This window comes from Novosphingopyxis sp., from assembly GCF_965218915.1.
GTDB lineage: Bacteria > Pseudomonadota > Alphaproteobacteria > Sphingomonadales > Sphingomonadaceae > Novosphingopyxis.
The window spans coordinates 1,297,953-1,320,234 of sequence record NZ_OZ244708.1 but is presented as its reverse complement, the minus strand read 5'-3'; the positions used below and the strand labels follow the sequence as shown (position 1 = coordinate 1,320,234).

The 22,282-nt window shown below is 65.1% G+C and carries 21 protein-coding genes and 2 tRNA genes; 13 read left to right on the top strand and 10 right to left on the bottom strand.

Annotated elements, in window-relative coordinates:
* Positions 1-558: a ribosome maturation protein RimP gene (gene rimP / locus ACOQPC_RS06075; RefSeq protein WP_420607745.1), complete on the bottom strand. Its 558-nt coding sequence runs from the start codon at positions 556-558 to the stop codon at positions 1-3.
* 210 nt (positions 559-768) lie between these two features.
* Between rimP and ACOQPC_RS06070 the strand changes: the two genes are divergently transcribed.
* Positions 769-1,950 carry a PQQ-dependent sugar dehydrogenase gene (locus ACOQPC_RS06070; RefSeq protein WP_420607744.1) on the top strand — a complete coding sequence of 394 codons (1,182 nt, stop codon included), beginning with the start codon at positions 769-771 and terminating at the stop codon, positions 1,948-1,950.
* 12 nt (positions 1,951-1,962) lie between these two features.
* A complete protein-coding gene (locus ACOQPC_RS06065) occupies positions 1,963-2,622 on the top strand; it encodes a Rieske (2Fe-2S) protein (protein WP_420607743.1) in 660 nt (219 codons plus the stop codon).
* Positions 2,623-2,644: 22 nt separating this feature from the next.
* Here ACOQPC_RS06065 and ACOQPC_RS06060 read toward each other — a convergent pair.
* From ACOQPC_RS06060 to ACOQPC_RS06050, 3 genes are all read right to left on the bottom strand, one after another.
* A tRNA-Gly gene (locus ACOQPC_RS06060) sits at positions 2,645-2,718 on the bottom strand.
* 58 nt (positions 2,719-2,776) lie between these two features.
* The gene (locus ACOQPC_RS06055) at positions 2,777-3,511 is read right to left on the bottom strand and encodes an extensin family protein (RefSeq protein ID WP_420607742.1); all 735 of its coding nucleotides are present in this window, start codon (positions 3,509-3,511) and stop codon (positions 2,777-2,779) included.
* Positions 3,512-3,518: 7 nt separating this feature from the next.
* Positions 3,519-4,376, bottom strand: coding sequence for a DUF1499 domain-containing protein (locus tag ACOQPC_RS06050; protein ID WP_420607741.1), 858 nt, complete (start codon positions 4,374-4,376; stop codon positions 3,519-3,521).
* A 127-nt stretch (positions 4,377-4,503) separates the two neighbouring features.
* On the opposite strand from ACOQPC_RS06050, the gene ACOQPC_RS06045 reads away from it, so the two are divergent.
* From ACOQPC_RS06045 to ACOQPC_RS06035, 3 genes are read left to right on the top strand one after another with little or no spacing between them, the layout of a single operon-like run.
* Positions 4,504-5,067 carry a DUF1285 domain-containing protein gene (locus tag ACOQPC_RS06045; RefSeq protein ID WP_420607740.1) on the top strand — a complete coding sequence of 188 codons (564 nt, stop codon included), beginning with the start codon at positions 4,504-4,506 and terminating at the stop codon, positions 5,065-5,067.
* Entirely contained in the window at positions 5,064-5,648 is a 585-nt protein-coding gene (locus tag ACOQPC_RS06040; RefSeq protein ID WP_420607739.1) for a CoA pyrophosphatase, read from the top strand. Before ACOQPC_RS06045 ends, ACOQPC_RS06040 begins: the two co-directional genes overlap by 4 nt.
* Complete coding sequence (locus ACOQPC_RS06035; protein ID WP_420607738.1) at positions 5,636-6,823, top strand: CCA tRNA nucleotidyltransferase; 1,188 nt, start codon at positions 5,636-5,638, stop codon at positions 6,821-6,823. Before ACOQPC_RS06040 ends, ACOQPC_RS06035 begins: the two co-directional genes overlap by 13 nt.
* A gap of 7 nt (positions 6,824-6,830) precedes the next feature.
* Here the strand turns inward: ACOQPC_RS06035 and parC are convergent, their stop codons facing one another.
* On the bottom strand, positions 6,831-9,098 hold the full coding sequence (gene parC / locus ACOQPC_RS06030; RefSeq protein WP_420607737.1) for a DNA topoisomerase IV subunit A: 2,268 nt from the start codon (positions 9,096-9,098) through the stop codon (positions 6,831-6,833).
* Between the two features lie 406 nt (positions 9,099-9,504).
* A complete protein-coding gene (locus ACOQPC_RS06025; protein ID WP_420607736.1) occupies positions 9,505-10,266 on the bottom strand; it encodes a TylF/MycF/NovP-related O-methyltransferase in 762 nt (253 codons plus the stop codon).
* A 291-nt stretch (positions 10,267-10,557) separates the two neighbouring features.
* Here ACOQPC_RS06025 and ACOQPC_RS06020 point away from each other — a divergent pair, with 291 nt between their 5' ends.
* The 8 genes from ACOQPC_RS06020 to ACOQPC_RS05985 all read left to right on the top strand — a co-directional run bounded on the left by ACOQPC_RS06020 (position 10,558) and on the right by ACOQPC_RS05985 (position 18,970).
* Positions 10,558-11,370, top strand: coding sequence for an alpha/beta hydrolase (locus ACOQPC_RS06020; RefSeq protein WP_420607735.1), 813 nt, complete (start codon positions 10,558-10,560; stop codon positions 11,368-11,370).
* A gap of 8 nt (positions 11,371-11,378) precedes the next feature.
* Complete coding sequence (locus ACOQPC_RS06015; protein WP_420607734.1) at positions 11,379-12,308, top strand: alpha/beta hydrolase; 930 nt, start codon at positions 11,379-11,381, stop codon at positions 12,306-12,308.
* Between the two features lie 107 nt (positions 12,309-12,415).
* Positions 12,416-13,645, top strand: a complete 1,230-nt coding sequence (kynU, locus tag ACOQPC_RS06010; protein WP_420607733.1) for a kynureninase — start codon at positions 12,416-12,418, stop codon at positions 13,643-13,645.
* Between the two features lie 225 nt (positions 13,646-13,870).
* Positions 13,871-14,650 carry a phosphoribosylaminoimidazolesuccinocarboxamide synthase gene (purC, locus tag ACOQPC_RS06005; RefSeq protein ID WP_420607732.1) on the top strand — a complete coding sequence of 260 codons (780 nt, stop codon included), beginning with the start codon at positions 13,871-13,873 and terminating at the stop codon, positions 14,648-14,650.
* Positions 14,651-14,778: 128 nt separating this feature from the next.
* On the top strand, positions 14,779-17,706 hold the full coding sequence (locus ACOQPC_RS06000) for a M16 family metallopeptidase (protein ID WP_420607731.1): 2,928 nt from the start codon (positions 14,779-14,781) through the stop codon (positions 17,704-17,706).
* A gap of 187 nt (positions 17,707-17,893) precedes the next feature.
* Positions 17,894-18,124, top strand: coding sequence for a phosphoribosylformylglycinamidine synthase subunit PurS (purS, locus tag ACOQPC_RS05995; protein WP_420607730.1), 231 nt, complete (start codon positions 17,894-17,896; stop codon positions 18,122-18,124).
* On the top strand, positions 18,121-18,786 hold the full coding sequence (gene purQ / locus ACOQPC_RS05990; RefSeq protein WP_420607729.1) for a phosphoribosylformylglycinamidine synthase subunit PurQ: 666 nt from the start codon (positions 18,121-18,123) through the stop codon (positions 18,784-18,786). Before purS ends, purQ begins: the two co-directional genes overlap by 4 nt.
* Positions 18,787-18,893: 107 nt before the next feature.
* Positions 18,894-18,970: transfer RNA gene (locus ACOQPC_RS05985), tRNA-Arg, on the top strand.
* Positions 18,971-19,064: 94 nt separating this feature from the next.
* Here ACOQPC_RS05985 and ACOQPC_RS05980 read toward each other — a convergent pair.
* The 4 genes from ACOQPC_RS05980 to rpmD all read right to left on the bottom strand — a co-directional run bounded on the left by ACOQPC_RS05980 (position 19,065) and on the right by rpmD (position 22,282).
* Positions 19,065-19,712 (bottom strand): adenylate kinase, encoded by a 648-nt coding sequence (locus ACOQPC_RS05980; RefSeq protein ID WP_420607728.1) that lies wholly within the window; start codon positions 19,710-19,712, stop codon positions 19,065-19,067.
* A 70-nt stretch (positions 19,713-19,782) separates the two neighbouring features.
* On the bottom strand, positions 19,783-21,162 hold the full coding sequence (secY, locus tag ACOQPC_RS05975) for a preprotein translocase subunit SecY (protein ID WP_420607727.1): 1,380 nt from the start codon (positions 21,160-21,162) through the stop codon (positions 19,783-19,785).
* A gap of 246 nt (positions 21,163-21,408) precedes the next feature.
* Positions 21,409-21,939 (bottom strand): 50S ribosomal protein L15, encoded by a 531-nt coding sequence (gene rplO, locus ACOQPC_RS05970; RefSeq protein WP_420607726.1) that lies wholly within the window; start codon positions 21,937-21,939, stop codon positions 21,409-21,411.
* Positions 21,940-22,087: 148 nt separating this feature from the next.
* A complete protein-coding gene (gene rpmD, locus ACOQPC_RS05965) occupies positions 22,088-22,282 on the bottom strand; it encodes a 50S ribosomal protein L30 (protein ID WP_420607725.1) in 195 nt (64 codons plus the stop codon).

The window sequence follows — 22,282 nt, the reverse complement described above, 5'->3', positions numbered from 1 at the left end:
TCAGTCCTCGCTCTCGCCGTCGTCTTCGATCTCTTCGATTTCGTCCGCGCCGCCGGCATCGATCGGCGCGGTGGCGGCGATCAGGCGGTCGGTCAGCATCAGCTTGGCCGAATGCAGATGCTCCGGATCGAACATCAGCTTGCCGGACTTGCGATCCTGAATCGCGATCATCCCGTCCTCGACCCCGATCAGATCGCCGCGCAGCTGCTTACGGCCATCGACGCCGACGGTAAGATTAACCCGCGCTTCGTGCCCCTCCCAATCGGAAAAGTCTTTCAGGCGCGTCAACGGCCGATCGATGCCGGGCGAGCTGACCTCGAGCCGGTAGGCGCCGTCGATCGGGTCCTTGCCCGCCTCTTCCAGCGCATCGAATTTCCGCGATATGCGGCGCGAAAGCTTCGCGCAATCGTCGATCCCGAGCTGGCGGGTGTCGGGCCGCTCGGCCATGATCTGCAGGATGCGCTCATCCCCGCCGAGCCAGGCCACGCGCACCAGATCGAATCCGAGCGCCTCGGCCTCGGGTGCGATAAGAGCGGTCAGGACTTCGAGATCGGGCATTGGGCTCCTTGAATATCAGGTTCCCCGAACAGGCAAAGCCGGTCGCCGCCGCGCCCTTTCGGAGGCGGCCCCGCAATCGTCTTCGCAATGTCGGGAACGAGTGAGGATATAGATGGCGATGACGCGCGATGCAACCGCCAAAGCGCGCACCGCGTTAGCCCTTCACCCCATCTACCGCCACGCCGGTGCCAAACGACTCGAGGACATCCCATGAAAGCCATGCTTGCCATCGCCGCCCTGCCCTTCATCCTGGCCGCGTGCAACGGTTCGACCGACAAGGCCGTCGCCAGTGATACGAGCGCTCAGGAACCCGGTGCGCTGAACACCGGAAAACCGTTTCAGGAAACCGCCGTGGCCGATTTCAACGAGCCCTGGGCTATGACGTTTCTGCCCGATGGCAAGCTGCTGGTGACCGAGAAGAAGGGCATGCTCAAGATCGTCGACCCGCAAAGCGGGAAGATCGCCGATGTCGGCGGCGCGCCGAAGGTCGATTTTGGTGGTCAGGGCGGCCTTGGCGATGTCGTGCTCGGCCCCGATTTCGCCCGTGACAAGATGGTTTACCTGAGCTGGATCGAAGCCGGACAGGGGGATACGCGCGGCGCCGTGGTCGGGCGCGGTGCGCTCAATTGCAGCCAGCCCATGGCCTGTTCGATCGACGGGCTGAGCATCATCTGGCGGCAGGACCCCAAGGTCACCGGGCGCGGCCATTTCTCGCACCGCATCGCCTTCTCGCTCGACGGCCAATATATGTTCCTCTCTTCGGGCGAGCGGCAGAAGGGCGCCCCGGCACAGGATCTGTCGAACAATCTCGGCTCGGTCCTGCGGCTGAAACCGGACGGCAGCGTGCCCGCCGACAATCCCTTCGCCGGCAAGGGCGGCTCCGGCGCGCAGGTCTGGTCCTACGGTCACCGCAATATCCTCGGCCTCGCCTTTGCCCCCAATGGCAATCTGTGGGAAAATGAGATGGGTCCCAAGGGCGGTGACGAGGTCAACCTGATCAAGCGCGGCGAGAATTACGGCTGGCCCAACGCCTCCAACGGCAGCGACTATGACGACACCGATATCCCCGATCACAAGCCGGGTGATGGCTATCAACCGCCGAAAGTCTTCTGGAACCCGTCCATCTCGCCTGCCAGCCTGGTCTATTATACCGGCAGCCTGTTCCCCCAATGGAAGGATTCGCTGTTCCTCGGCGGACTATCCGGCAAGGCGCTGATCCGCCTGAAAGTCAGCGACCAGACGGCGACCAAGGGCGATCAGTGGGACATGGGCGCGCGCATTCGCGAGGTCGAGCAGGGCCCGCAAGGCGCGCTGTGGCTGCTGGAAGATGGTAGCGACGGCTCGCGCGGCCGACTGCTGAAGCTGACCCCCGCCCCGGCCGCCGCGTCCTGAGCCGACGCACCCATGCGCGAACTGGAGACGATCGGCTATTACCGGCGCGAACTGGGCGCAGGCATCGAGCGTCTGTTCGAGAATGCGCTCGACTGGGAGCATTTGCCCCATCTGCACGACAGCAGCTTCGAAGCGATCGAGGTGATCGACGCGGACGAAACCGGCTGGACCGCGGACGCGCGGCTCGCGGGCGGGATGAAGGTGGCGCTCGATCTGCGGCTCGACCGCGAGGAAGCGAGCTGGGTCACCCGCACCCGCGTGGCGGGCGAGGTCGCCAGCGAGATCGTTTCGCTGGCCAGCACACGCGGGCCGGACCGATGCCACGTCGCGGTGGAATTCCGCATGGCGGACGTGCCCGAGGACAAGCGCGCGGCGATGGCGGACTATTACCGCGCGCTCTACGCCAGGCTCTATGACGAGGACGAGGCGATGATGATCGCGCGGGCCGAAGCCTTGGCGGCAGGCGCGCAAGGCTTGCGCGAGCGGAAGACGGTGACCATGGCCGACGGCAGCGAGACCGACATTCCGCTGCGCTGCCCGCATTGGGGTCTGCCACTCACCGCCGAGCCCGATGACGCCGGGATCGTCACCTGCCCCTGGCACGGCTATCGCTTCGACGCGCGCACCGGTGTCTGCGTCAGCGGACAAAGCTGCCGCTGGCAGGTCAGCTAGGTATATATCGATCAAGGTTTTGTGGAGCGGGCGGCGGGAATCGAACCCGCACGATCAGCATGGGAAGCTGACAGGCTACCACTACATCACGCCCGCATCAGCGCCCCAATAACGCGGCTGCCGCGACCTGACAAGCATGGGAAATGCGCGCGTCTCAGCGGCAAGCGCGCCAGCCCATCTCGCCGCGATCGGCTTGGTCGAGGTGAAAATGATTGGCATGGGCGGCGTTGTAATCGGGCGATAGCACCGTCGCGAATAGGTCGCAGGCCCCGTCTCGCACCGCGCGCAGAAACGCCTGCTCGTCGGCGCTGCCCTCGTTCCAGTCCGCCAGCACACTCACCGTTCGCCCGTTTTCCAGCGTGAAGCCGGCGATGTCGATGGCATTGCCGGTCGCGTGCTCGCTCCACTGCCCCTCGGACGCGCCGTACATGCGGCGGCAGCTATAGGCGCCGAAATGGCCGATGCTCTTGACGCCGGAACCCAGATATTGGCGCGCGGCGGGCTGCACCACCTGCCATTCCCACAGCGCCAGCCCGGTCACCACGGGGCAGCTCGGCGCAACCGAAGCGGGGTTGTAGCGGATCGCGGTCGCGCCGCCGGGCTTCGGGATCAGCCCATTCTCCTCGACGCATTGCCCCTCCCCGCGTGGCGGTCTGACGCTGTAATCCACCCCGGCGCGGTCGAGCAGCGCGCGGCATTGCGGGAAATCCCCGTTCAGCGCGGCCAGCTTGCGGCCCGTGAACGCGCCGATCGGCTGGCTCAGATCGAGCTCGGTCCAAGGCACATCCTGCGGCCGATCGCGCACGACCACATAGCCGGTCAGTGCCAGCCCGGCGATGATGGCGAGAAGGATGCCGCTGCGGACGAGGCGTTTGATCGTCCGCGGCAAGGCTCGCTCAGCGGGTCGTGGCGGTCGTCGTGCCCGACAGATCCGACAGGAAGCTGCGCACACGCTCGGCATTCACACCCAGATCGCTCTGCCCGACGCGGCTGACCGAGCGCATGTCGATGATCGAGCCCTGCCCGCCCGCGGCCGGACGCACGCGCAGCACGATATCGTCCTTGAAGCGGAAGGCGGACACGGTGGCGGTCGCCTCCAGCCTGCCGCGCGCCTGATCGGCCGCCACGATATCCCAGCCGCGGTCCTCCGCCAGCCGGTCGGCCGCCGCGATCACATCGGCAACCGGCACATTGACCCTCACCGAGCGGATGTCGGCATAGCCCTTCTGGTGGAGCAGCGCCCAGCGCTGGCGCGGCGAGAGCCCCGTCATGTCGCTATCGTCCGCACCCGGAATCGCATCCCAATTGTCGGCGCGAACCTTCAGCGCGGTGAACTGCGGCGGATCGGCCAGATCGGTCGAGATGTCGTGGATCGCGGGGAGCGAACTGCCCACCATCAGCCAGTAGCCGATGTAGCCCGCAAAGATCGCCGCCGAGAGCGCGCCGATGATGAGCCGGGGCATCCGGTTGCGCATACCCTTGCGGCGGCGCCAGAAGAACACGGCGATGGCGATCACCAGCGTGAAAATCGCGAGGAAGAAGGCGTATTTCACCCCGGTCAGACCCGAGACATAATCCCAGAATCCCCAACCAGTGCCGACCGCCGAGAACAGCCCCCATAACCCTGCGCCCGCGCCGAGGATCAGCACCAGCAGCCCGAACGGATCGCGCTTGATGAGCGCGGGCTTGCCGGCGGCGCTTTTGGGAGTGCTGCCGGCGGTGCTCGCTGCGCTCTCCTGATTGCTGTCGTCCATGGGCTCTTCCCCTTGCCTGCTTCCGTCGAAGTTTCAACGCCCTTGGCATCGCTCCGGTTTCACGCGCAGCTTGTCCGCCAGCGGCGGCGCATTGGCAAGCCGCATCTCGCGCTCTATCTGACCAGCCATGCCCTATGATGCGCCCGATCTTGCCAGCCTGAGCCCCGACGCCATCGCCCGGCTCGCCGAAGGCCGCGATCTGCCGCCGGTGCAGGACTGGCATCCGGACGCCGCGTCGGACAGCCTGATGCGGATCGACAGCGAGGGGGGCTGGTATCATGATGGCGCGCCGATCGGCCGCCCGGCCATGGTCCGCGCCTTTTCACGCCTGTTGCGCAAGGAGCCGGACGGGCGCTTCGCCCTCGTTCTGCCCTATGAGAAGCAATGGATCACGGTGGAGGAAGCGCCGTTCCAGGCGGTGGAGCTGCGCGTGGAAGGCGGCGGCGAGACGGCGACGCTCAGCTTTCGCCTGAACACCGACGACATCGTGATCGCCGGGCCGGACCACCCACTCCGCTTCGGCGGCAGCGAAGACGAACCCCGGCTCTATCTGCATGTCCGGCGCGGGCTCGAGGCGCGCATCGCCCGTCCGGTCTATTACGAACTCGCCGAGATCGCGCTGGCCGCCGATCCCGAGCGCCTCGGCGTCTGGAGCGGCGGCGCATATTTCGCGCTGGGTCCATCGGCATGAGCCTCGCCGCCCAGCTTGCCCGAGCGCTGGCCGCCGATGCCCCGCATGAGGACGAGGCCGATTTCGGCGCGCCCGAAGGCGGCTACCGTGAAGCCGCGGTGCTGGTGCCGATCACGCGGCGCGCTGCGCCCGGCGTCATCCTGACGCAGCGGCCCGAATGGCTGCGCAGCCATGCCGGACAGGTCGCGTTTCCGGGCGGCAAGCTGGAGCCCGAGGACGAGCATAACGCCGTGAGCGCGGCGTTGCGCGAAGCCGAGGAAGAGCTCGCCATTCCGCCGGCGCAGGTCGAGGTGATCGGCACCGCCGAGCCCTATCTGTCGGGCAGCGGCTTTCGCATCGTGCCCGTCATCGCGCTGGTGCCGCCCGATCTCGATCTCACCCCCTGCCCCGACGAGGTTGCCGACTGGTTCGAGGTACCGCTCGCCTGGCTGCTCGATCGCGGCAATGCGGAGCGCAAGACCGGCGTCTGGCGCGGGGCAAGCCGGACCTATTACGACATGGACTGGCACGGCCGCCGCATCTGGGGCGTCACCGCCGGGATCATCGCCAATCTGTCGCGCAGGCTCACATGGGACCAGTGACGCTGCCAGATGCCGACTGGCGGCGCGATCCGGCGCTGCATGCCGTCGTCGCCGCGCTAAGCAATGGCGCGAACCGCCCGCGCATCGTCGGCGGCGCGGTGCGCGACAGCCTGCTTGGCCGCGCGGTGGTCGATGTCGATCTGGCCACGCCGCTGCGCCCCGAAGACGTGATGCGGCGGCTGAAGGCGGCGGGGCTGAAAGCGGTGCCGACCGGCGTCGACCACGGTACCGTCACCGCCGTTGCCGAGGGACGCCCTTTCGAGGTCACCACCTTGCGCCGCGACGTCTCGACCGACGGGCGCCGCGCCACCGTCTCCTTCTCGGACGACTGGCGCGAAGATGCGGCGCGGCGGGACTTCACGATCAACGCGCTCTACGCCGATCCCGAGACCGGCGCGATCACCGACTATTTCGGCGGGCTCGACGATCTGGCGGCGCAGCGGCTGCGCTTCATCGGCGATCCGGCGGCGCGCATCGCGGAGGATCATCTGCGCATCCTGCGCTATTTCCGCTTTCTCGCACGGTTCGGGCGCAGCGAATTGGATACGGAGGCTTACGGCGCATGCAAGGCGGCGGCGAACAGCCTCAAGGGGCTGTCGCGCGAGCGCGTTGCCGATGAGCTGCTCAAGCTGCTCGCGCTGGCCGATCCGCGCTTCGCGGTGCGCGCCATGCTGGACGGCGCCATCTTCGCGCCGATCCTGCCCGAAGTGACGAGCGCTGACCTGCTGGACCGCCTGATTGACCGCGAACAGGCGCACGATACCCCGCCCTACGCGCTGCGCCGCCTGCTCGCGCTGCTGCCAGCCGAGACGACGGTCGCCGTCGATGTGGCTGCGCGGCTCAAGCTGTCGCGCAAGCAGCGCGAGGCGATGCGCGACCGCATCCTGTGCAAGGCCATCCTACGCCCGCGCCATGCCGCCTATGCGCACGGGATCGAGGTGGCGCGCGATGCCCTTCTGCTTTACGCCGATGACAATGCGCTGGAGGCTGCCCTGGCCGCGGTGACCGGCTGGACCCCACCGCGCTTCCCGCTCAAGGGCGGCGACCTGATCGCGCGCGGGCTGGCGCCCGGCCCGGAGGTCGGCCGCAAGCTGCACGCCATCCAGGCACGCTGGGTAGAAGAAGACTTCCCCGGCGCAGACCGGCTCGACGCGCTGGTGGCCGAACAGCTCTAGCCCCGCCTCAATCGAAGCAGTTGTCCTTGGGGAACCCATTGGGCGGCAGCCGCCCCGCCGCGCCGCGCGCAACGCGCCACGGCAACAGGTCGATCTCGGTGCGCGTGCGTCCGGTCTCGCCGCCCATCGGCCAGCTGAGGCCATCCTCCAGCCGGAACGTGATCGCGTCGCTCAATCCGCCATCCTTGTAGCGCTGCAGCATCACGCCCTGTCCGCGCGTCATCTCCGGCATGTCGGCCAGCGCGAACACGACGAGCTTGCGGTTGTCGCCGACCGCCGCGACATGGTCGTCCCCCGCGCCCACCTCGCGTACCACCTTGAGCACCGCCTGGCCCTTGGGGTTCACCACCTGACGTCCCTTGCGCGTCTCGGCGATCAGATCGTCCATCGGCGCCACGAAGCCGCGCCCACCCGATGCCGCCAGCAGCAGCCGTCCGCCCTTGCGTGCCGCCAGCACCCGCACGATTGCGTTGCCGCCGTCGATGTCGACCATCGATCCGATCGGCTCGCCGAACCCGCGCGCGCCGGGCAGTCTGTCCGCGCCCAGCGTGTAGAAGCGCCCGGACGCGGTGGCGACGAGCAGCTTGTCGGTGGTCTGAGCCTCGAAATGGCCTTCGAGCTCATCGCCTTCCTTGAACTTGACGCCGGACACGTCGTTGCCATGCCCCTTCATCGCGCGGATCCAGCCGCGTTTGGACACGATCACCGTCACCGGCTCGCGCTCGATCATCGCCTCCAGCGGCACCTCGATCGTGGCCGCAGCCTCCTCCAGCCCGGTGCGGCGCGCGCCCAGCGCGGTGTCTTCCGCATAGTCCTTGCGCAGTTCGGCGATGTCCTTCTTGAGTCGCGTGCGCTGGCGCGCCGGGCTGTCGATCAGCTTCACCAACCCCTCGCGCTCGGCGGCCAGCTTGTCGCGCTCGCGCTTCAGCTCCATTTCCTCCAGCTTGCGCAAACTCCGCAGCCGCATGTTGAGGATCGCCTCGGCCTGCCGGTCGGTAAGCTGGAACTCCTCCATCAGCACCGGCTTGGGCTCGTCCTCGGCGCGGATGATGGCGATCACCCGGTCGAGGTTGAGGAAGGCGATGATATAGCCTTCGAGCAGCTCCAGCCGCGCGTCGATCGCCTCCAGCCGGTGGCGCGAGCGGCGCAGCAGCACTTCGATTTGGTGGGCGAGCCAGTGCCTGAGCACCTCGCCCAGCCCCATCACCATCGGCGTGTGCGCGGCATCGAGCACGTTCATGTTGAGCGAGAAGCGGCTCTCCAAATCGCTCATCCGGAACAACGCGTTCATCAGCTGATGCGCGTCGACGGTGCGGTTCTTGGGCTCCAGCACGATGCGGATCGCCTCGTCGCTCTCGTCGCGCACATCGGCCAGGATCGGCAGCTTGCGGTCGCCGATCAGGTTCGCGATGCCCTCGATCAGCTTGCCCTTCTGCACCTGATAGGGGATCTCGGTGATCACCGCCTGCCACGCGCCGCGCTCCAGCCACTCGATCTCGAACCGCGCGCGCACCCGGAACGAGCCACGCCCGGTCTCGTACGCCAGCGCGATGCTGTCCGCGCTGTCGACCAGCACGCCGCCGGTCGCGAAGTCCGGGCCGCGCACGATCGCCATCAGCTGCTCGTGCGAAGCGTCCGGCTGCTCGATCAGCAGCGTCGCGGCGTCGAGCACCTCATGCACGTTGTGCGACGGGATCGAGGTGGCCATGCCCACCGCGATGCCGGCCGCGCCGTTCGCCAGCAGGTTGGGGAACAGCCCCGGCATCACCTCGGGCTCTTCGTCCTCGCCGTTGTAGGTGGGCCGAAAATCGGTGCCGTTCTCGTTCAGCCCGGCCATCAGCTGCATGGCCGTCTTGGTCAGCCTGGCTTCGGTGTAGCGATAGGCCGCGGCGTTATCGCCGTCGATATTGCCGAAATTGCCTTGCCCGTCGACCAGCGGGTAGCGCAGCGAAAAGGTCTGCGCGAGCCGCACCATCGCGTCGTACACCGACTGATCGCCATGCGGATGGTATTTGCCGATGACGTCGCCGACCACGCGCGCGCATTTCTTGTACCCCTGCGCCGGATCGAGCCGCAGCAGCCGCATCGCCCAGAGAAGACGCCTGTGAACAGGCTTCAGGCCATCGCGCAGATCGGGCAGCGAGCGCGCGGTGATCGTCGACATGGCATAGACCAGATAGCGCTCGGACAGCGCGGCATCGAACGGGCTGTCGACGATCTGGTCGAACTCGTCCTTGGGGGTTTCGGGCGTATCCAGGGTGGTATCGTCGCTCATGGCCGCGCCGGATAGCAGCGGCGGCGCGTAAGGGACAGACGGCGGCGCGCGAAAGCTGTGGAAAGCGGGTGCGGCGCGCGGGCGGCAAGCGCCAGCTTCACACGCTTCACACTGTCCAGAGGGAGAAACCGCGGGGGTGCTCGCGGGGGCCAGCTTCACACTGCTTCACACAGTCCAGGGCGGGAAAGTGCGGAGCCACGAAAACGGCGCGGAAGTTCGCAAAGGGCGCGACACGGGGGGTGCCTGTCGCTTCCCCGGCGAACGCGCGTGAGAGGCGGCGCGCAGAGCGAGCGAATCGGGGGGATCGACGGTGGGAAAGAGCGAGTGTGCTTATAACCGATCAGGGGCGTGTAGGACAGGATAAATGCAGAATGCGTTTGGATAGTCCCCGTGAGTTAAAGCGACTTCAGGCGCTAGGTTTCATCAACATTCCCTGTCCGGTAGGTAGTGATAGAACGGTCAGGCCTCGCGCATCGGCAAAGGCGTCCCACGCTTTGCGCTGCTCTTCATGCTTTGAAAAGCCGTAATCATCAAGTATTATTGGCGCACCGGGCACCATCTTAGGCCAAAAGAAATCGCCAGCAGCGATCTCAGGTGCCACGCAGTTCATATCGATAGATAAAAAGGCAACCTTTTTCGCTTTCACTTGCATCAAGGTATCCGGAACGGCACCTTGTATAATCTCAACATTTTTAAACGGCGCAAAACTGCTTTTTACTTTGTCAAAACTTTTTGGATAAGTGCCTGATTTCAAACCACGCGCTCTTTCGGCTTCGTTGATTAAACGATCATCGAGTCCCTCGAATGTGTCCAGTAAATAAAATTTCCGTTCCGTATTCGCGATTCCAGAAAATTGCAGCGCAACCATAGCGGTTCCTCCGAAATCAACACCGCATTCCACGAAATCACCATCAAGTTTGCTGCCCATTTCTGCTGCCCAAGCGATAACATGTGCACGCCATTCTATATCGGCTCCATGCCAAGCTCCAATCCGTTTGGCATTGTTATAGGCATTTACGAACCGAGGCTCATACGCAAATTCCGCGCCGTGCTTTGTCACCAATCCATCTTTGGCGTATTTCGCTCCAAAGGTTTTATAAAAACGGCTCGCAATGTATCGATTAGCAGTCTTGCGTGAACGAAGAATCGCGCGATTGATTAACGACATCGGTCAATAAACTCCTACAAATTTTTTTAGCAAGTTTTATTAGCGAATAAGCTGATAAGTTTGCTTCAGCCCCTATGTGATAAGCAAAAGAACCAAAAGCAAGGTCGCCATGTACTATAAATCCAGAAAGCCTATCTTAGAAGCGCCGCCACAGTCAAGCTCTGGATACCCACGGTTGAGGATGCTGGCGCTGATCGAGGTCTAAGGGTAAGCGCGCGTGCAGACGAACCTTTCCCATGTGCCCGCGCGTTCCTTCTGTGAACGACCCCATCCCGACCGAAGGACCGCCCGATGACGAAGACCCTGACCGCCCTGTTCGCTCTCCCTCTATTGCTCGCCGCCTGCGGATCGTCCGGCGGGCCGGTCGGTGCGGACGCCAATGCGACGCCCGCTAGCGGCGTGCCCGAAGAGGCGGCGGCGACGCCGGGCGAGGCGCAGCCGGTGACGCTGACCGCCGCCGACGGGGTAACCGTCCACGGTCTCTATTATCCGGCGGACGAGGCCAAGGCGACGATCCTGCTGTTCCATCAGGCGGGATCGAACAAGGCGGAATATGCTACCATCGCGCCGACTCTCGCCAAGGCCGGATATAACGCGCTGGCGATCGATCAGCGCTCGGGCGGCGACATGTTCGGCGCGTCCAACGCCACGGTGCAGGGCATTGGATCGAGCACGGAGGATTATGTCGCCGCGCTGCCCGATCTGGAGGCCGCGCTGGCCTGGGGACGGACCAAGGGCGAGCCGGTGATCGTCTGGGGCAGCAGCTATTCGGCCGCGCTAGTGTTCCTGCTCGCGGCGAAACATCCGGGGGAGGTCGCCGCGCTGCTGGCGTTTTCACCCGGCGAATATCTCACCGACAAGCAGGCGGTGAAGCGCGCCGCGGCGAGCCTGAAAATTCCGCTGTTCGTCACCTCCGCACCGGACCGGGAGGAAGTGGATGCCGCGCGGTCGATCCTGTCCGCGGCGAAGGGCGACGGCAATCAGCAATATGTGCCGGAAGCGGGCGTTCACGGATCGTCCACGCTGATCGCGGCGAAGAACCCGGACGGCGCGGCCAGGAACCGCACGGCGGCGATGGCGTTTCTGGCGGGCCTGACCGGTTGATCTGGGCCATGCGCACCATCCTCCTCATCGCCGCCGCGAGCTTCGCCATGACCGCCTGCACCCCCATCGCCAGTCCGGCGCCCGAAGCCAGCCGGGCAACCGCCGAAGCCGAACCGCAGTTGATGTATTGGGACGATCTCACCAGCCGCGAGCGTCCGGTGCCTGACGAAACGATCTCCTATGGCAGCGATTTCCTGCAGGTCGCCGATCTGTGGCGGCCGGCGGGAGACGGCCCGTGGCCCGCGGTGCTGATGATCCACGGCGGATGCTGGCAGACCGACATCGCCGACCGCACGCTGATGGCCTGGATCGCCGACGATCTGCGCGAGCGCGGGATCGCGGTGTGGAATATCGACTATCGCGGCGTGGACCGGGATGGCGGCGGTTATCCGGGCACCTATCTGGACGTGGCGAACGCCGCCAAGGCGCTGCGGGACAATGCCGCGCGGCTGAAGCTCGATATCGATCCGTTGATCGCGATCGGTCATTCGGCCGGCGGGCATCTGGCGCTGTGGCTGGGAGGGCAGCAGAATTTGCCCGAGGATTCGCCGCTGCGGGTCGCCGATCCGGTCAAACCCGATTTCATTATCAGCCAGGGCGGCCTGCCCGACCTGAAGCTTGCCGCGACCCCGCCGGGCAGCGGCTGCGGCACCGAGGTCGTGGATAAAATTTCCGGCAGCGGCCATTATGGCGATACGTCGGTGCCCGAACTCGGGCCGCTGCGCGTGCCACAGGTGCTGATCAACGGGCTCAGCGATCCTATCATCCCCACCGATTATGCGCGGGCGTACGAAGCCGACATGAAGGCCAAGGGCGACGATGTCCGTGTGCGCTTCATTCCCGATAGCGGCCATGTCGAGCTGATCGCGCCGGAGACGGCGGCCTGGGCCGCGGCGGTCGAGGAGATCGAAAAGAAACTGGGGCGCAACCCGCAATAGCTTTATTCAAAACCATCGTGCTCCTGCGAAGGCAGGAGCCCATCAGGTGAGGTTCGGTGATGGGCTCCTGCCTTCGCAGGAGCGCAATCTTTGTTTAAGCGCGCAATATGACCATCGACCTCACCCACGCCCGCGCGCTCGACGCGGCCGACCCGCTCGCCCCCTTCCGTAACCGTTTCCAGCTGCCGGACGGCATCATCTATCTCGACGGCAATTCGCTCGGCCCCCTGCCCCGCGCCACGATCGAGCGGCAGCGCGACATGACCACGCGCCAATGGGGCGACGGACTGATCCGCAGCTGGAACGATGCCGACTGGATCGACGCGCCCGCGCGGATCGGGGCGAAAATTGCGCGCTTGATCGGCGCGAAGCCGCACGAGGTGCTGGTCGCGGACTCCGTTTCCGTCAATATCTTCAAGCTGCTGGTGGCCGCTTGCCGGCTTTCACCCGAGCGCACGCAAATGCTCTCCGAAGCGGGCAATTTCCACACCGATCTGCACATCGCCTCGGGCGCGGCGGAGCTGCTGGCGGACATGCGGCTCGACGTGGTCGAGCGGGGCGCGCTGGCCGGTGCGATCGGCGCGGACACCAATGTCGCGCTCCTCACCCATGTCCATTACAAGACCGCCGAGCGGTTCGACATGGCGGCCCTGACCGCCAAGGCGCAAGCTGCGGGCGCGCGGATCGTCTGGGATCTCAGCCATTCGGTCGGCGCGGTGCCGCTCGACCTCAACGGCTGCGGGGCCGAGTTGGCGGTCGGCTGCGGCTACAAATATCTGAACGGCGGACCCGGCGCCCCGGCCTTCCTCTACGTCGCCGAAGCGTTGCAGGACCGACTCCTAAGTCCCCTACGCGGCTGGTTCGGCCATGCCCGACCCTTCGCGTTCGAGGACAGGTATGAGCCGGCACCGGGCATCGCGCGGTTTCAGGCGGGCACCCCGCCGATGCTGTCGATGGATGCGCTGGAGGGCGGGATCGCCAGTTTCGACGGCGTCGACATGGCCGACGTGTGGGAAAAATCGATCAAGCTTTTCGCTTTGTTCGAGACACTTGCCGCGCAGCATTGCGAAGAGCTATCATGTATCTCGCCGTCCGATCCGGGTGCACGCGGCAGCCATATCAGCTTCCGTTTCGACCATGCCTATGAGCTATGCCAGGCGCTGATTGCCGCGGGCGTGATCGGCGATTTCCGCGCGCCCGACATCATCCGCTTCGGCCTGACGCCGCTCTATCTCGGCTATGAGGACGTGGCGCGTGCGGTGGCGATCATGGCGGAAATACTGGACAGCGGACGGTACAAGCAACCGCGGTTCGCGGAGCGAGGAAGGGTGACGTAATCCGCTTCCACAAAACGTCGTCATTCCGGGCTTGACCCGGAATTCAGGGCGATATGGCACTTCCGCTGGGCCCTGGATACCGGATCAAGTCCGGGATGACGTTCTTTTGTCAAGGCAACCCCACCCCACCACTCCAATTGCGCGCGCCCCTCCGCGTCGCTATACTCTTGCGCACGCCCCGGTCCGTTCGGATTCGGGGCGCGCTTGTTTCAACCGGAGCCGCCCATGTCCCGTCGCCGCAAGATCTACGAAGGCAAGGCCAAGATCCTCTACGAGGGTCCGGAGCCGGGCACAATCATCCAGTATTTCAAGGACGACGCGACCGCGTTCAACGCCCAGAAAAAGGGCACGATCAACGGCAAGGGCGTGATCAACAACCGCGTGTCCGAGCATGTCATGACGCAGCTCGGCCATATCGGCATCCCCACCCATTTCATCCGCCGCCTCAACATGCGCGAGCAACTGGTGCGGCAGGTCGAGATCGTGCCGATCGAGGTGATCGTGCGCAATGTCGCGGCCGGATCGCTGTCCAAGCGCCTCGGCATCGAGGAAGGCACGCCGTTGCCGCACACGCTGCTGGAATATTGCTACAAGGACGACGCGCTGGGCGATCCACTGATCGCCGAGGAGCATATCGCCTGTTTCAACTGGGCGTCGGACGAGGAAATGCGCGACATTTCGGGCCTCGCCATCCGCATCAATGATTTCATGAGCGGCATGTTCGCCGGCATCGGCATCAAGCTAGTCGACTTCAAGCTGGAGTTCGGACGGCTCTGGGACGGCGACTACAGCCGCATCATCCTGGCCGACGAGATCAGCCCGGACGGCTGCCGCCTGTGGGACATCGAGACCGGCGAAAAGCTCGACAAGGATCGCTTCCGCCGCGATCTGGGCGGCGAGGTCGAGGCCTATCAGGAGGTCGCGCGCCGCCTGGGCCTGCTGCCCGAAGAGGGCGGCAACACCGTGCTCGACATGGCCAAGCACCGCAAGAAGACGCAAAACTGATCGCGCGCGCCTTGGTCGAAACCATGTTAGCGTTGGTCGAACAGGAACGGCATTCGGCTTGAATTCAGCACGTCCCGACCATAAGATCGACCGCGAATTTCCATCATTCGAATAAGGTTTGCAGTCACATGATTTCGCCAGTCACGTTCAAGTCGCGCCTGCTCCGCTCGGGCGCGATCCTTCCGCTGCTGCTCGCCGCCACCGCACCGGTGGCCGCCCAGACCGCTGCGCCCACAGTCGAGGCGCCCGCCGCTGAAGCCGCCGCCGTGCCCGCCGGCGCGGTCAATGGCTGGGGCATCGCGCTCACCGACGTCACGCCCGACCCGTCGATCACTTACGGCGTCCTGCCCAACGGGATGAAATACGCGATCGAGCATAATGAGACGCCCAAGGACAGCGCCTCGATCCGCATGCATTTCGATTTCGGATCGATCGCCGAGACCGACGAGGAACAGGGCTTGGCCCATTTCATCGAGCATATGGCGTTCAACGGCTCCACGAACGTGCCCGAAGGCGACATGGTCTCGATCCTGGAACGCAACGGCCTGGCATTCGGCGCGGACACCAATGCCTCGACCGGTTTCGAACAGACCGTCTACAAGCTCGATCTGCCCAAGACCGACGAAAAGACCGTCGATATCGCGATGATGCTGATGCGCGAGGTGGCCGGCAACCTGCTGTTCGATCCCGGCGCGGTCGACCGCGAGCGCGGCGTGGTGCTGGGCGAGATGCGCGCGCGCGACAGCGTGGGCCTGCGCAATATCAAGGACCAGCTCGGCTTCGTGGCGCCCGATGCCCCCTATGCCGGCCGCCTGCCGATCGGCACCACCGACGTGCTGACCAATGCTCCTGCCGGCCGGCTGAAAGCGCTCTATCATCGCTATTACCGGCCCGAGAACGCCACGCTGGTGGTGGTCGGCGATATCGACGTCGCGGCGATGGAAAAGGAAATCACCCAGCGCTTCGGCGACTGGAAGGGCGTGGGCGCCGCCGGCACTCCGCTGAACTTCGGTTCGGTCGATCTGGGCCGGCCGACCGAGGTGGAAACCTTCGTCGATCCGGACGTGCCCTATACCGCCTCGATCAGCAGTTTCCGCGCGTGGGAGAATCCCGCCGATACCAGGGCCGAGCGCACCCGGGATCTGCTCGATACGCTCGCGGTCGGCGCGTTCAACCGGCGCATCGAGCGCATCGCGTCCGCACCCGACAGCGTGATCGTGGGCGGCGGCATGGGCCAGAACGACCTGCGCGACGCCGCGCTCGGCACCACCATCGCGCTGACCGCCAAGGACGGCGAATGGGCGAGCGCGCTCACCACCGCCGAGCAGGAGGTCCGCCGCGCCGAGCAATATGGCTTCACCCACGCCGAGCTCGACGTGCAGCTCGCCAATCTGGAGACCCAGTTCAAGACCGCCGCGCAGCAGGCCGACACCCGGCGCAGCGAAGGGCTGGTGAACGGCATCCTCTCGACGCTCGACGACGACAGCTTCGTGACCACGCCTGCCTATCGTCTCGCCATGTTCGAAGCGGTCAAGCCCCAGCTCACGCTGGAGGCGGTCAACGCGCGGTTCAACGACATGTGGGATGGCAGCGCCGATCTGGTGCGCGTCACCAGCAAGCAGCCGCTGACCAGGGACGAAGAGGCGGTGCTGGACGTCTATCAGGCGGCCAAGCAGGCCGAAGTGACCGCGCCCGATCAGGCCGCAGCGGCCGCCTTCGCCTATGACGACTGGGGCACGCCGGGCAAGGTCGTTTCGGACATGCGGGTCGACGATCTCGGCATTCGCGAAATCCGCTTCGCCAACAATGTCCGGCTCAACATCAAGAAGACCGATTTCGAGCAGGGACGCGTGCGCTATAATGTCCGCGTCGCGGGCGGCCAGCTCGCCTTTCCGAAGGACGAAAGCGGGCTTCCGGTGTTCGTTTCCAACATGTGGCCGCTCGGCGGGCTCGAGGCGCACAGCGCGACCGATCTTCAGGAAATCCTGGCCGGCCGCAACGTCAATATGGGGCTGCAGGTCGATAGCGATGCGCTGGTTTCCTCCGGCGCGACCACGCCCGCCGATCTGGGGCTGCAGATGAAGCTTTCGGCCGCCTATCTGACCAAGGCGGGATACCGGCCCGAGGCGGATACGCAGTGGCAGAATGCCGTGCCCGTCTTCTGGTCGCAGATCATTTCGCAGCCGCAGGGCGTGGCCGGGCTGATCGCGCCTTATTATGTCGCCAACCGCGACAGCCGCTTCGGCGTGACCGGCCAGGCGCCGCTGCTCGAAAGCAATCTGGCCGAGGCGAAGGCGGTGATCGAACCGCTCGCCGCGAATGCGCCGATCGAGATCGCCATCGTCGGCGACGTCGACGAGGACGCCGCGATCGAGGCGGTTGCAGCCAGCTTCGGCGCGCTGCCCGAGCGCGCGCTCGATGCGCCCGATTTCGGGGCGGCGCGGCAGGTGCGGTTCGCGCAGGATCTTTCGCCGGTCACGCTAACCCATGACGGCCCGGCCGATCAGGCGATGCTGCTCGACTACTGGAAGACCACCGACGACAGCGATTACACGCGCGAGATCGTCGCCAGCGTGACCGCGCGGGCGGTCGACATCCTGATGCGCGACAAGCTGCGCGAGGAGCTCGGCGCCACCTACGGCGCGCAGGTCGGTTCGGACATGTCGGACGTGTTCGACGGTTACGGCACGTTCAGCGTCGGCGCCACGCTGGCGCCCGATCGGCTCGACGAGGCGCAGGATGCGATCGACGAGGTGCTCGCCACGCTGCGCGCATCGCCGATCGACGACGATCTGCTGCTGCGCGCGCGCGCGCCGGTGATCGAGGCGATCGCCAAGTCACGCCGCGAAAACGGCTTCTGGCTGGGCGTCGCTTCGCAGGCCCAGAGCGAGGCCGACCGGCTCGACCGAGTGCGCCAGCAGCTGGCCACGGTGGAAGCGGTGACGCCTGCCGACATCCAGACGTTCGCGCAGACCTATCTCACCGCCGACAAGAAGCTGCCGATCCGCATCGTCAGCGACAAGCTGGACGCGAAAGGTGCGGCGGCAGCGAAGTAAGATACCGGCGAATGCATGTTGTGCCCCGGCGAAGGCCGGGGCACGAGCTAATAAGTTACAGCAAATGAGGCGCTCCTCTATCCTCCTTGACGGGGAAGGATCGCTTCCCATCGCCCGCGCCCCCTTGCCTTCCCGCCCCCACCCTCTGTAGGGAAGCGGCGAATCTCTCACCGCAAAAGGCGGCCACATGAAAGCGCGTATCTTCGTCACCCTAAAGCCCGGCGTGCTCGATCCGCAGGGCAAGGCGATCCACCATGCGCTGGCCGGGCTCGGTTTCGACAGCGTAGAGGATGTCCGCGCGGGCCGCATGATCGAGCTCGAACTGGCCGATGGCACCAGCGAGGCGGATATCGACGCGATGTGCCGCAAGCTGCTCGCCAACACCGTGATCGAGAATTACCGGATCGACATCCAGTGAAGGCCGCGGTGATCCAGTTCCCCGGATCGAATTGCGACCGCGACATGGTGGTGGCGATCCGCGACATCTGCGGCGCGGACGTATCGCTGGTCTGGCATGGCGAAAACGCGCTGCCGGACGGGCTCGATCTCATCGCGGTCCCCGGCGGCTTTTCCTACGGCGACTATCTGAGATCGGGCGCGATGGCCGCGCGTTCGCCGGTCATGCAGGCGGTGGTCGCGGCGGCGGGGTACGGCGTGCCCGTGCTCGGCGTGTGCAACGGCTTCCAGATATTGACCGAAGTGGGCCTTCTGCCCGGCGCGCTGATGCGCAACAGCGGCATCGATTTCGTCTGCCGCGACGCGCTGCTGACGGTGGAGAATACCGATACGCCCCTCACTCGCGGCTATGATAAGCGCGCCAGCATCACAATTCCCGTGGCCCATCATGACGGCAATTACTTCGCCGACGACGCGACCCTGGACCGGCTGGAAGGCGAAGGCCGCGTGGCGTTTCGCTACAGCGACAACGTCAATGGCTCGGCCCGCGCGATCGCGGGTATCCTCGGCGAGGGCGGCAATGTGCTCGGGATGATGCCGCATCCCGAACGCGCGATCGATCCGGTGCATGGCGGCACCGGCGGACGCGGCTTGTTCGAGGGGCTCGTCGGGATTATCGCCTGACCTCGGGTCAGAGCCGCGCGCGGAAGGGGGTGCCCGTAATCCATTGCGCCGGCTATTACCGCTCTTTCAAACCCCGCGCAAAGCGGATAGTTCGTGCCCCCGGATGCGCGCCCTTAGCTCAGCTGGATAGAGCACGAGACTTCTAATCTTGAGGCCGCAGGTTCGAATCCTGCAGGGCGCGCCATTCCTCCTCTTACCGTTCAGTCCGCTGCTGCAGGAACTCGCATGGGCATTGCACCGGCGATGACATGGATTGATCTTGGACTATTCCGATCGGCTCAGTCTCTCAGGATGCGCTCGATCTCGGCCTGCACTGCGTCCATCGATCCCATGCCATCGATCCGGCTGACGATGCCGCGCTGGTCGTAGATCGGCAGAATCGGAGCGGTCTTGGCGCGATATTCGGCCATGCGGGTGCGCACCGTCTGCTCGTTATCGTCGGGACGGCGCTTGAATTCGTGGCCGCCGCATTCGTCGCAGGTGTTTTCGACCTGCGGCAGCTTGTAGCGGTCGTGATAGCCCTCGCCACAACGCGCGCAGGTGAAGCGCCCGGTGATGCGATCGACCAGTGCGTCCTCGTCCACTTGCAGCTCGATCACGTGATCGAGCTGGCGGCCGCGCTGCGCGAGCAGGTCGTCGAGCGAACGGGCCTGCGCCTCGGTGCGCGGATAGCCGTCGAAGATCGCACCCGCATCAGGACCCAGCTGGTCGAGCCGATCATTGATCAGGGCGGAGACCAGATCGTCCGACACAAGCTCGCCCGCGTCCATCACGGCCTGGACCTGCTTGCCGAGATCGCTGCCGGATTTGACCGCTGCGCGCAGCATGTCGCCGGTCGACAGCTGGACCATCGCATGGTTCGCCTCGATCCGCTGTGCCTGCGTGCCCTTGCCGGCTCCCGGAGGGCCCAAGAGAATGATGTCCATAAGCTATCCCCGTCCCGGCACGTTCCTGATCGTCACGGCGGCGGCCGACGGGCCGACTCCGCGCGGCGTCTTATAGACGCGAACGTCCGCCCTTCAACTTCGCCTTTTTGATCAGATCGCCATATTGATGGGCGATCAGATGGCTCTGGATCTGGCTGACCGTGTCGATGGTCACGTTCACGACGATGAGCAGGCTGGTGCCGCCGATCACGAAGAACTGCGTCTGGCCGGTTGCGCCGATCACATATTCGGGCAGCAGGCAGACCAGCGCGAGATAGGCCGAACCGAGCACGGTGATGCGCGTCAGCACATAATCCAGATAATCCTGCGTGTTCTTGCCGGGGCGGATGCCCGGGATGAACCCGCCCTGCTTCTTGAGGTTGTCGGCCGTTTCCTCCGGGTTGAAGACGACGGCGGTGTAGAAGAAGCAGAAGAACACGATCCCCGCGCCATACAGCAGCAGATAGAGCGGCTGGCCATGAGCCAGATATTGGTTGATGGTGATGATAACGTTGCCGAACGCCGTGTCGGGGCTCAGATTGCGGCCCGCGAAGTTGGAGATCGTCACCGGCATCAAAAGCAGCGAGCTGGCGAAGATCGGCGGGATCACGCCCGCCGTGTTGACCTTCAGCGGCAGATGGCTGCGATCGGCCTGCATCATTCCGCGCTGCGTCGCGCGCTTGGGATACTGGATCAAGACGCGCCGCTGCCCACGCTCCATGAAGCAGATCAGCAGGATCAGCACCACGAACATGCCCACGAACATCAGCACGATGCCCGTGCCCAGGCTCCCCTCGGCAAGACCGGCCATCAGCTGGCCGATCAGCTTCGGGATCTGCGCGATGATGCCGGCCATGATGATCAGCGAAATGCCGTTGCCGATGCCGCGGCTGGTGATCTGCTCGCCCAGCCACATCAGGAACATGGTGCCGCCGACCAGGCTGATCACCGCGACGATGCGGAACATCAGGCCGGGTTCGACCACCGCCTGCAGGCCCGACGACGCCGCCAGCGTCTCCAGACCGGAGGCGAGGAAATAGCCCTGCATCGCGGTGAGGAACACCGTGCCGTAACGGGTATATTGATTGAGCTTCTTGCGCCCCGCCTCGCCTTCCTTCTTGATCGCCGCGAGCGTGGGCGAAAGCGCCGCGGCCAGCTGCACCACGATCGAGGCGGTGATGTACGGCATCACACCCAGCGCGATGAGGCTCATACGCTGCAGCGAACCGCCGGAGAATGTGTTGAAAATGTCGAGCACGCCGCCCTGCGCATTGTTCGCGTAGAGCGCGGCGAGGGCCACCGGATCGATTCCCGGTAAAGGCACGAAGCTCAGCAGACGGAAGACGATCAGCGCGCCCAGCGTGAACCACAGGCGCTGCTTGAGCTCGGTGGCCTTTCCGAATTTGGACAGGCTGATGTTGGCGGCCATTTGTTCGGCTCTGGAAGCCATGTGCGATTACCTCTTACGTTCCCGCCCGATATGTCCGCCGCCGCGACTCCCGGCGCGGGTACGGACCATTCGCAAGGCGCCTATATCGGGCCCGAGAGCCCGGCTGACAAGGGAGGGTTTCGGTCCGCCGCCGCCGCCCTCGCAAAAAAAAGAAAACCGCCCGCCCCGTCGGTGCCCACCATGCGATGCCCCGCAAAGGAGCCTTGATCGCAATCGGCGGCACACCCGGGGCGGGCGGCTCAAATCTTACTTCTTCGCCTTGGCGGCCTTCTTATCGGCGCTCTTCTGCTTCTTGGCCTCGGCATCGGCATCGACCTTTTTCTCGATGATCTGCACCGAACCGCCGGCCTTTTCGACCGCCTCGATCGCACCCTTGGATGCACCGGCGACGATGAACTTGGCCTTGGCCGTGAGTTCACCCTTGCCCAGCAGACGGACGCCGTCCTTGCCGCCACGCGCCAGGCCGGCGGCTTTCAGTGCCGCGTGATCGAGGTCCTGCCCAATGTCGATCTTGCCGGCGTCGATGAACTTCTGGATCATGCCTAGGTTCACCTCGGCATAATCCTTGCCGAACGGGTTGTTGAAGCCGCGCTTCGGGAGGCGCATGTGGAGCGGCATCTGGCCGCCTTCGAAGCCTTTGATGGCGACGCCCGAGCGACTCTTCTGGCCCTTCTGGCCGCGGCCCGAGGTCTTGCCCTTGCCGGAACCGATACCACGGCCCACGCGCATCTTGGATTTGCGGGCACCGTCATTGTCACGGATGTCATTAAGTTTCATAAGTCTGCACTCGCTTTCGCTTTGTTCGCGCTGGAAATAAACTTCCCCTCCCGTTTGCGGGAGGGGCCGGGGGTGGGCGTTACGCGAAGCGTAAAGCTATGCCAAGCCCACCCCAAACCCCTCCCGCAAGCGGGAAGGGCTTAAGAATTCAATCCTCGACAACCTGCACCATGTGCGGGAGCTTGGCAATCATGCCGCGGATTTCGGGAGTGTCCTGCAGCTCGACCACGCGGCCGATCTTGCCGAGGCCCAGCCCGGCCAGCGTCTTGCGCTGGTCCTTGGGGCGGCGGATCGGCGATGCCGTCTGCTTGATCTTGATCATGGTTTTTTCATTCTTGGCCAT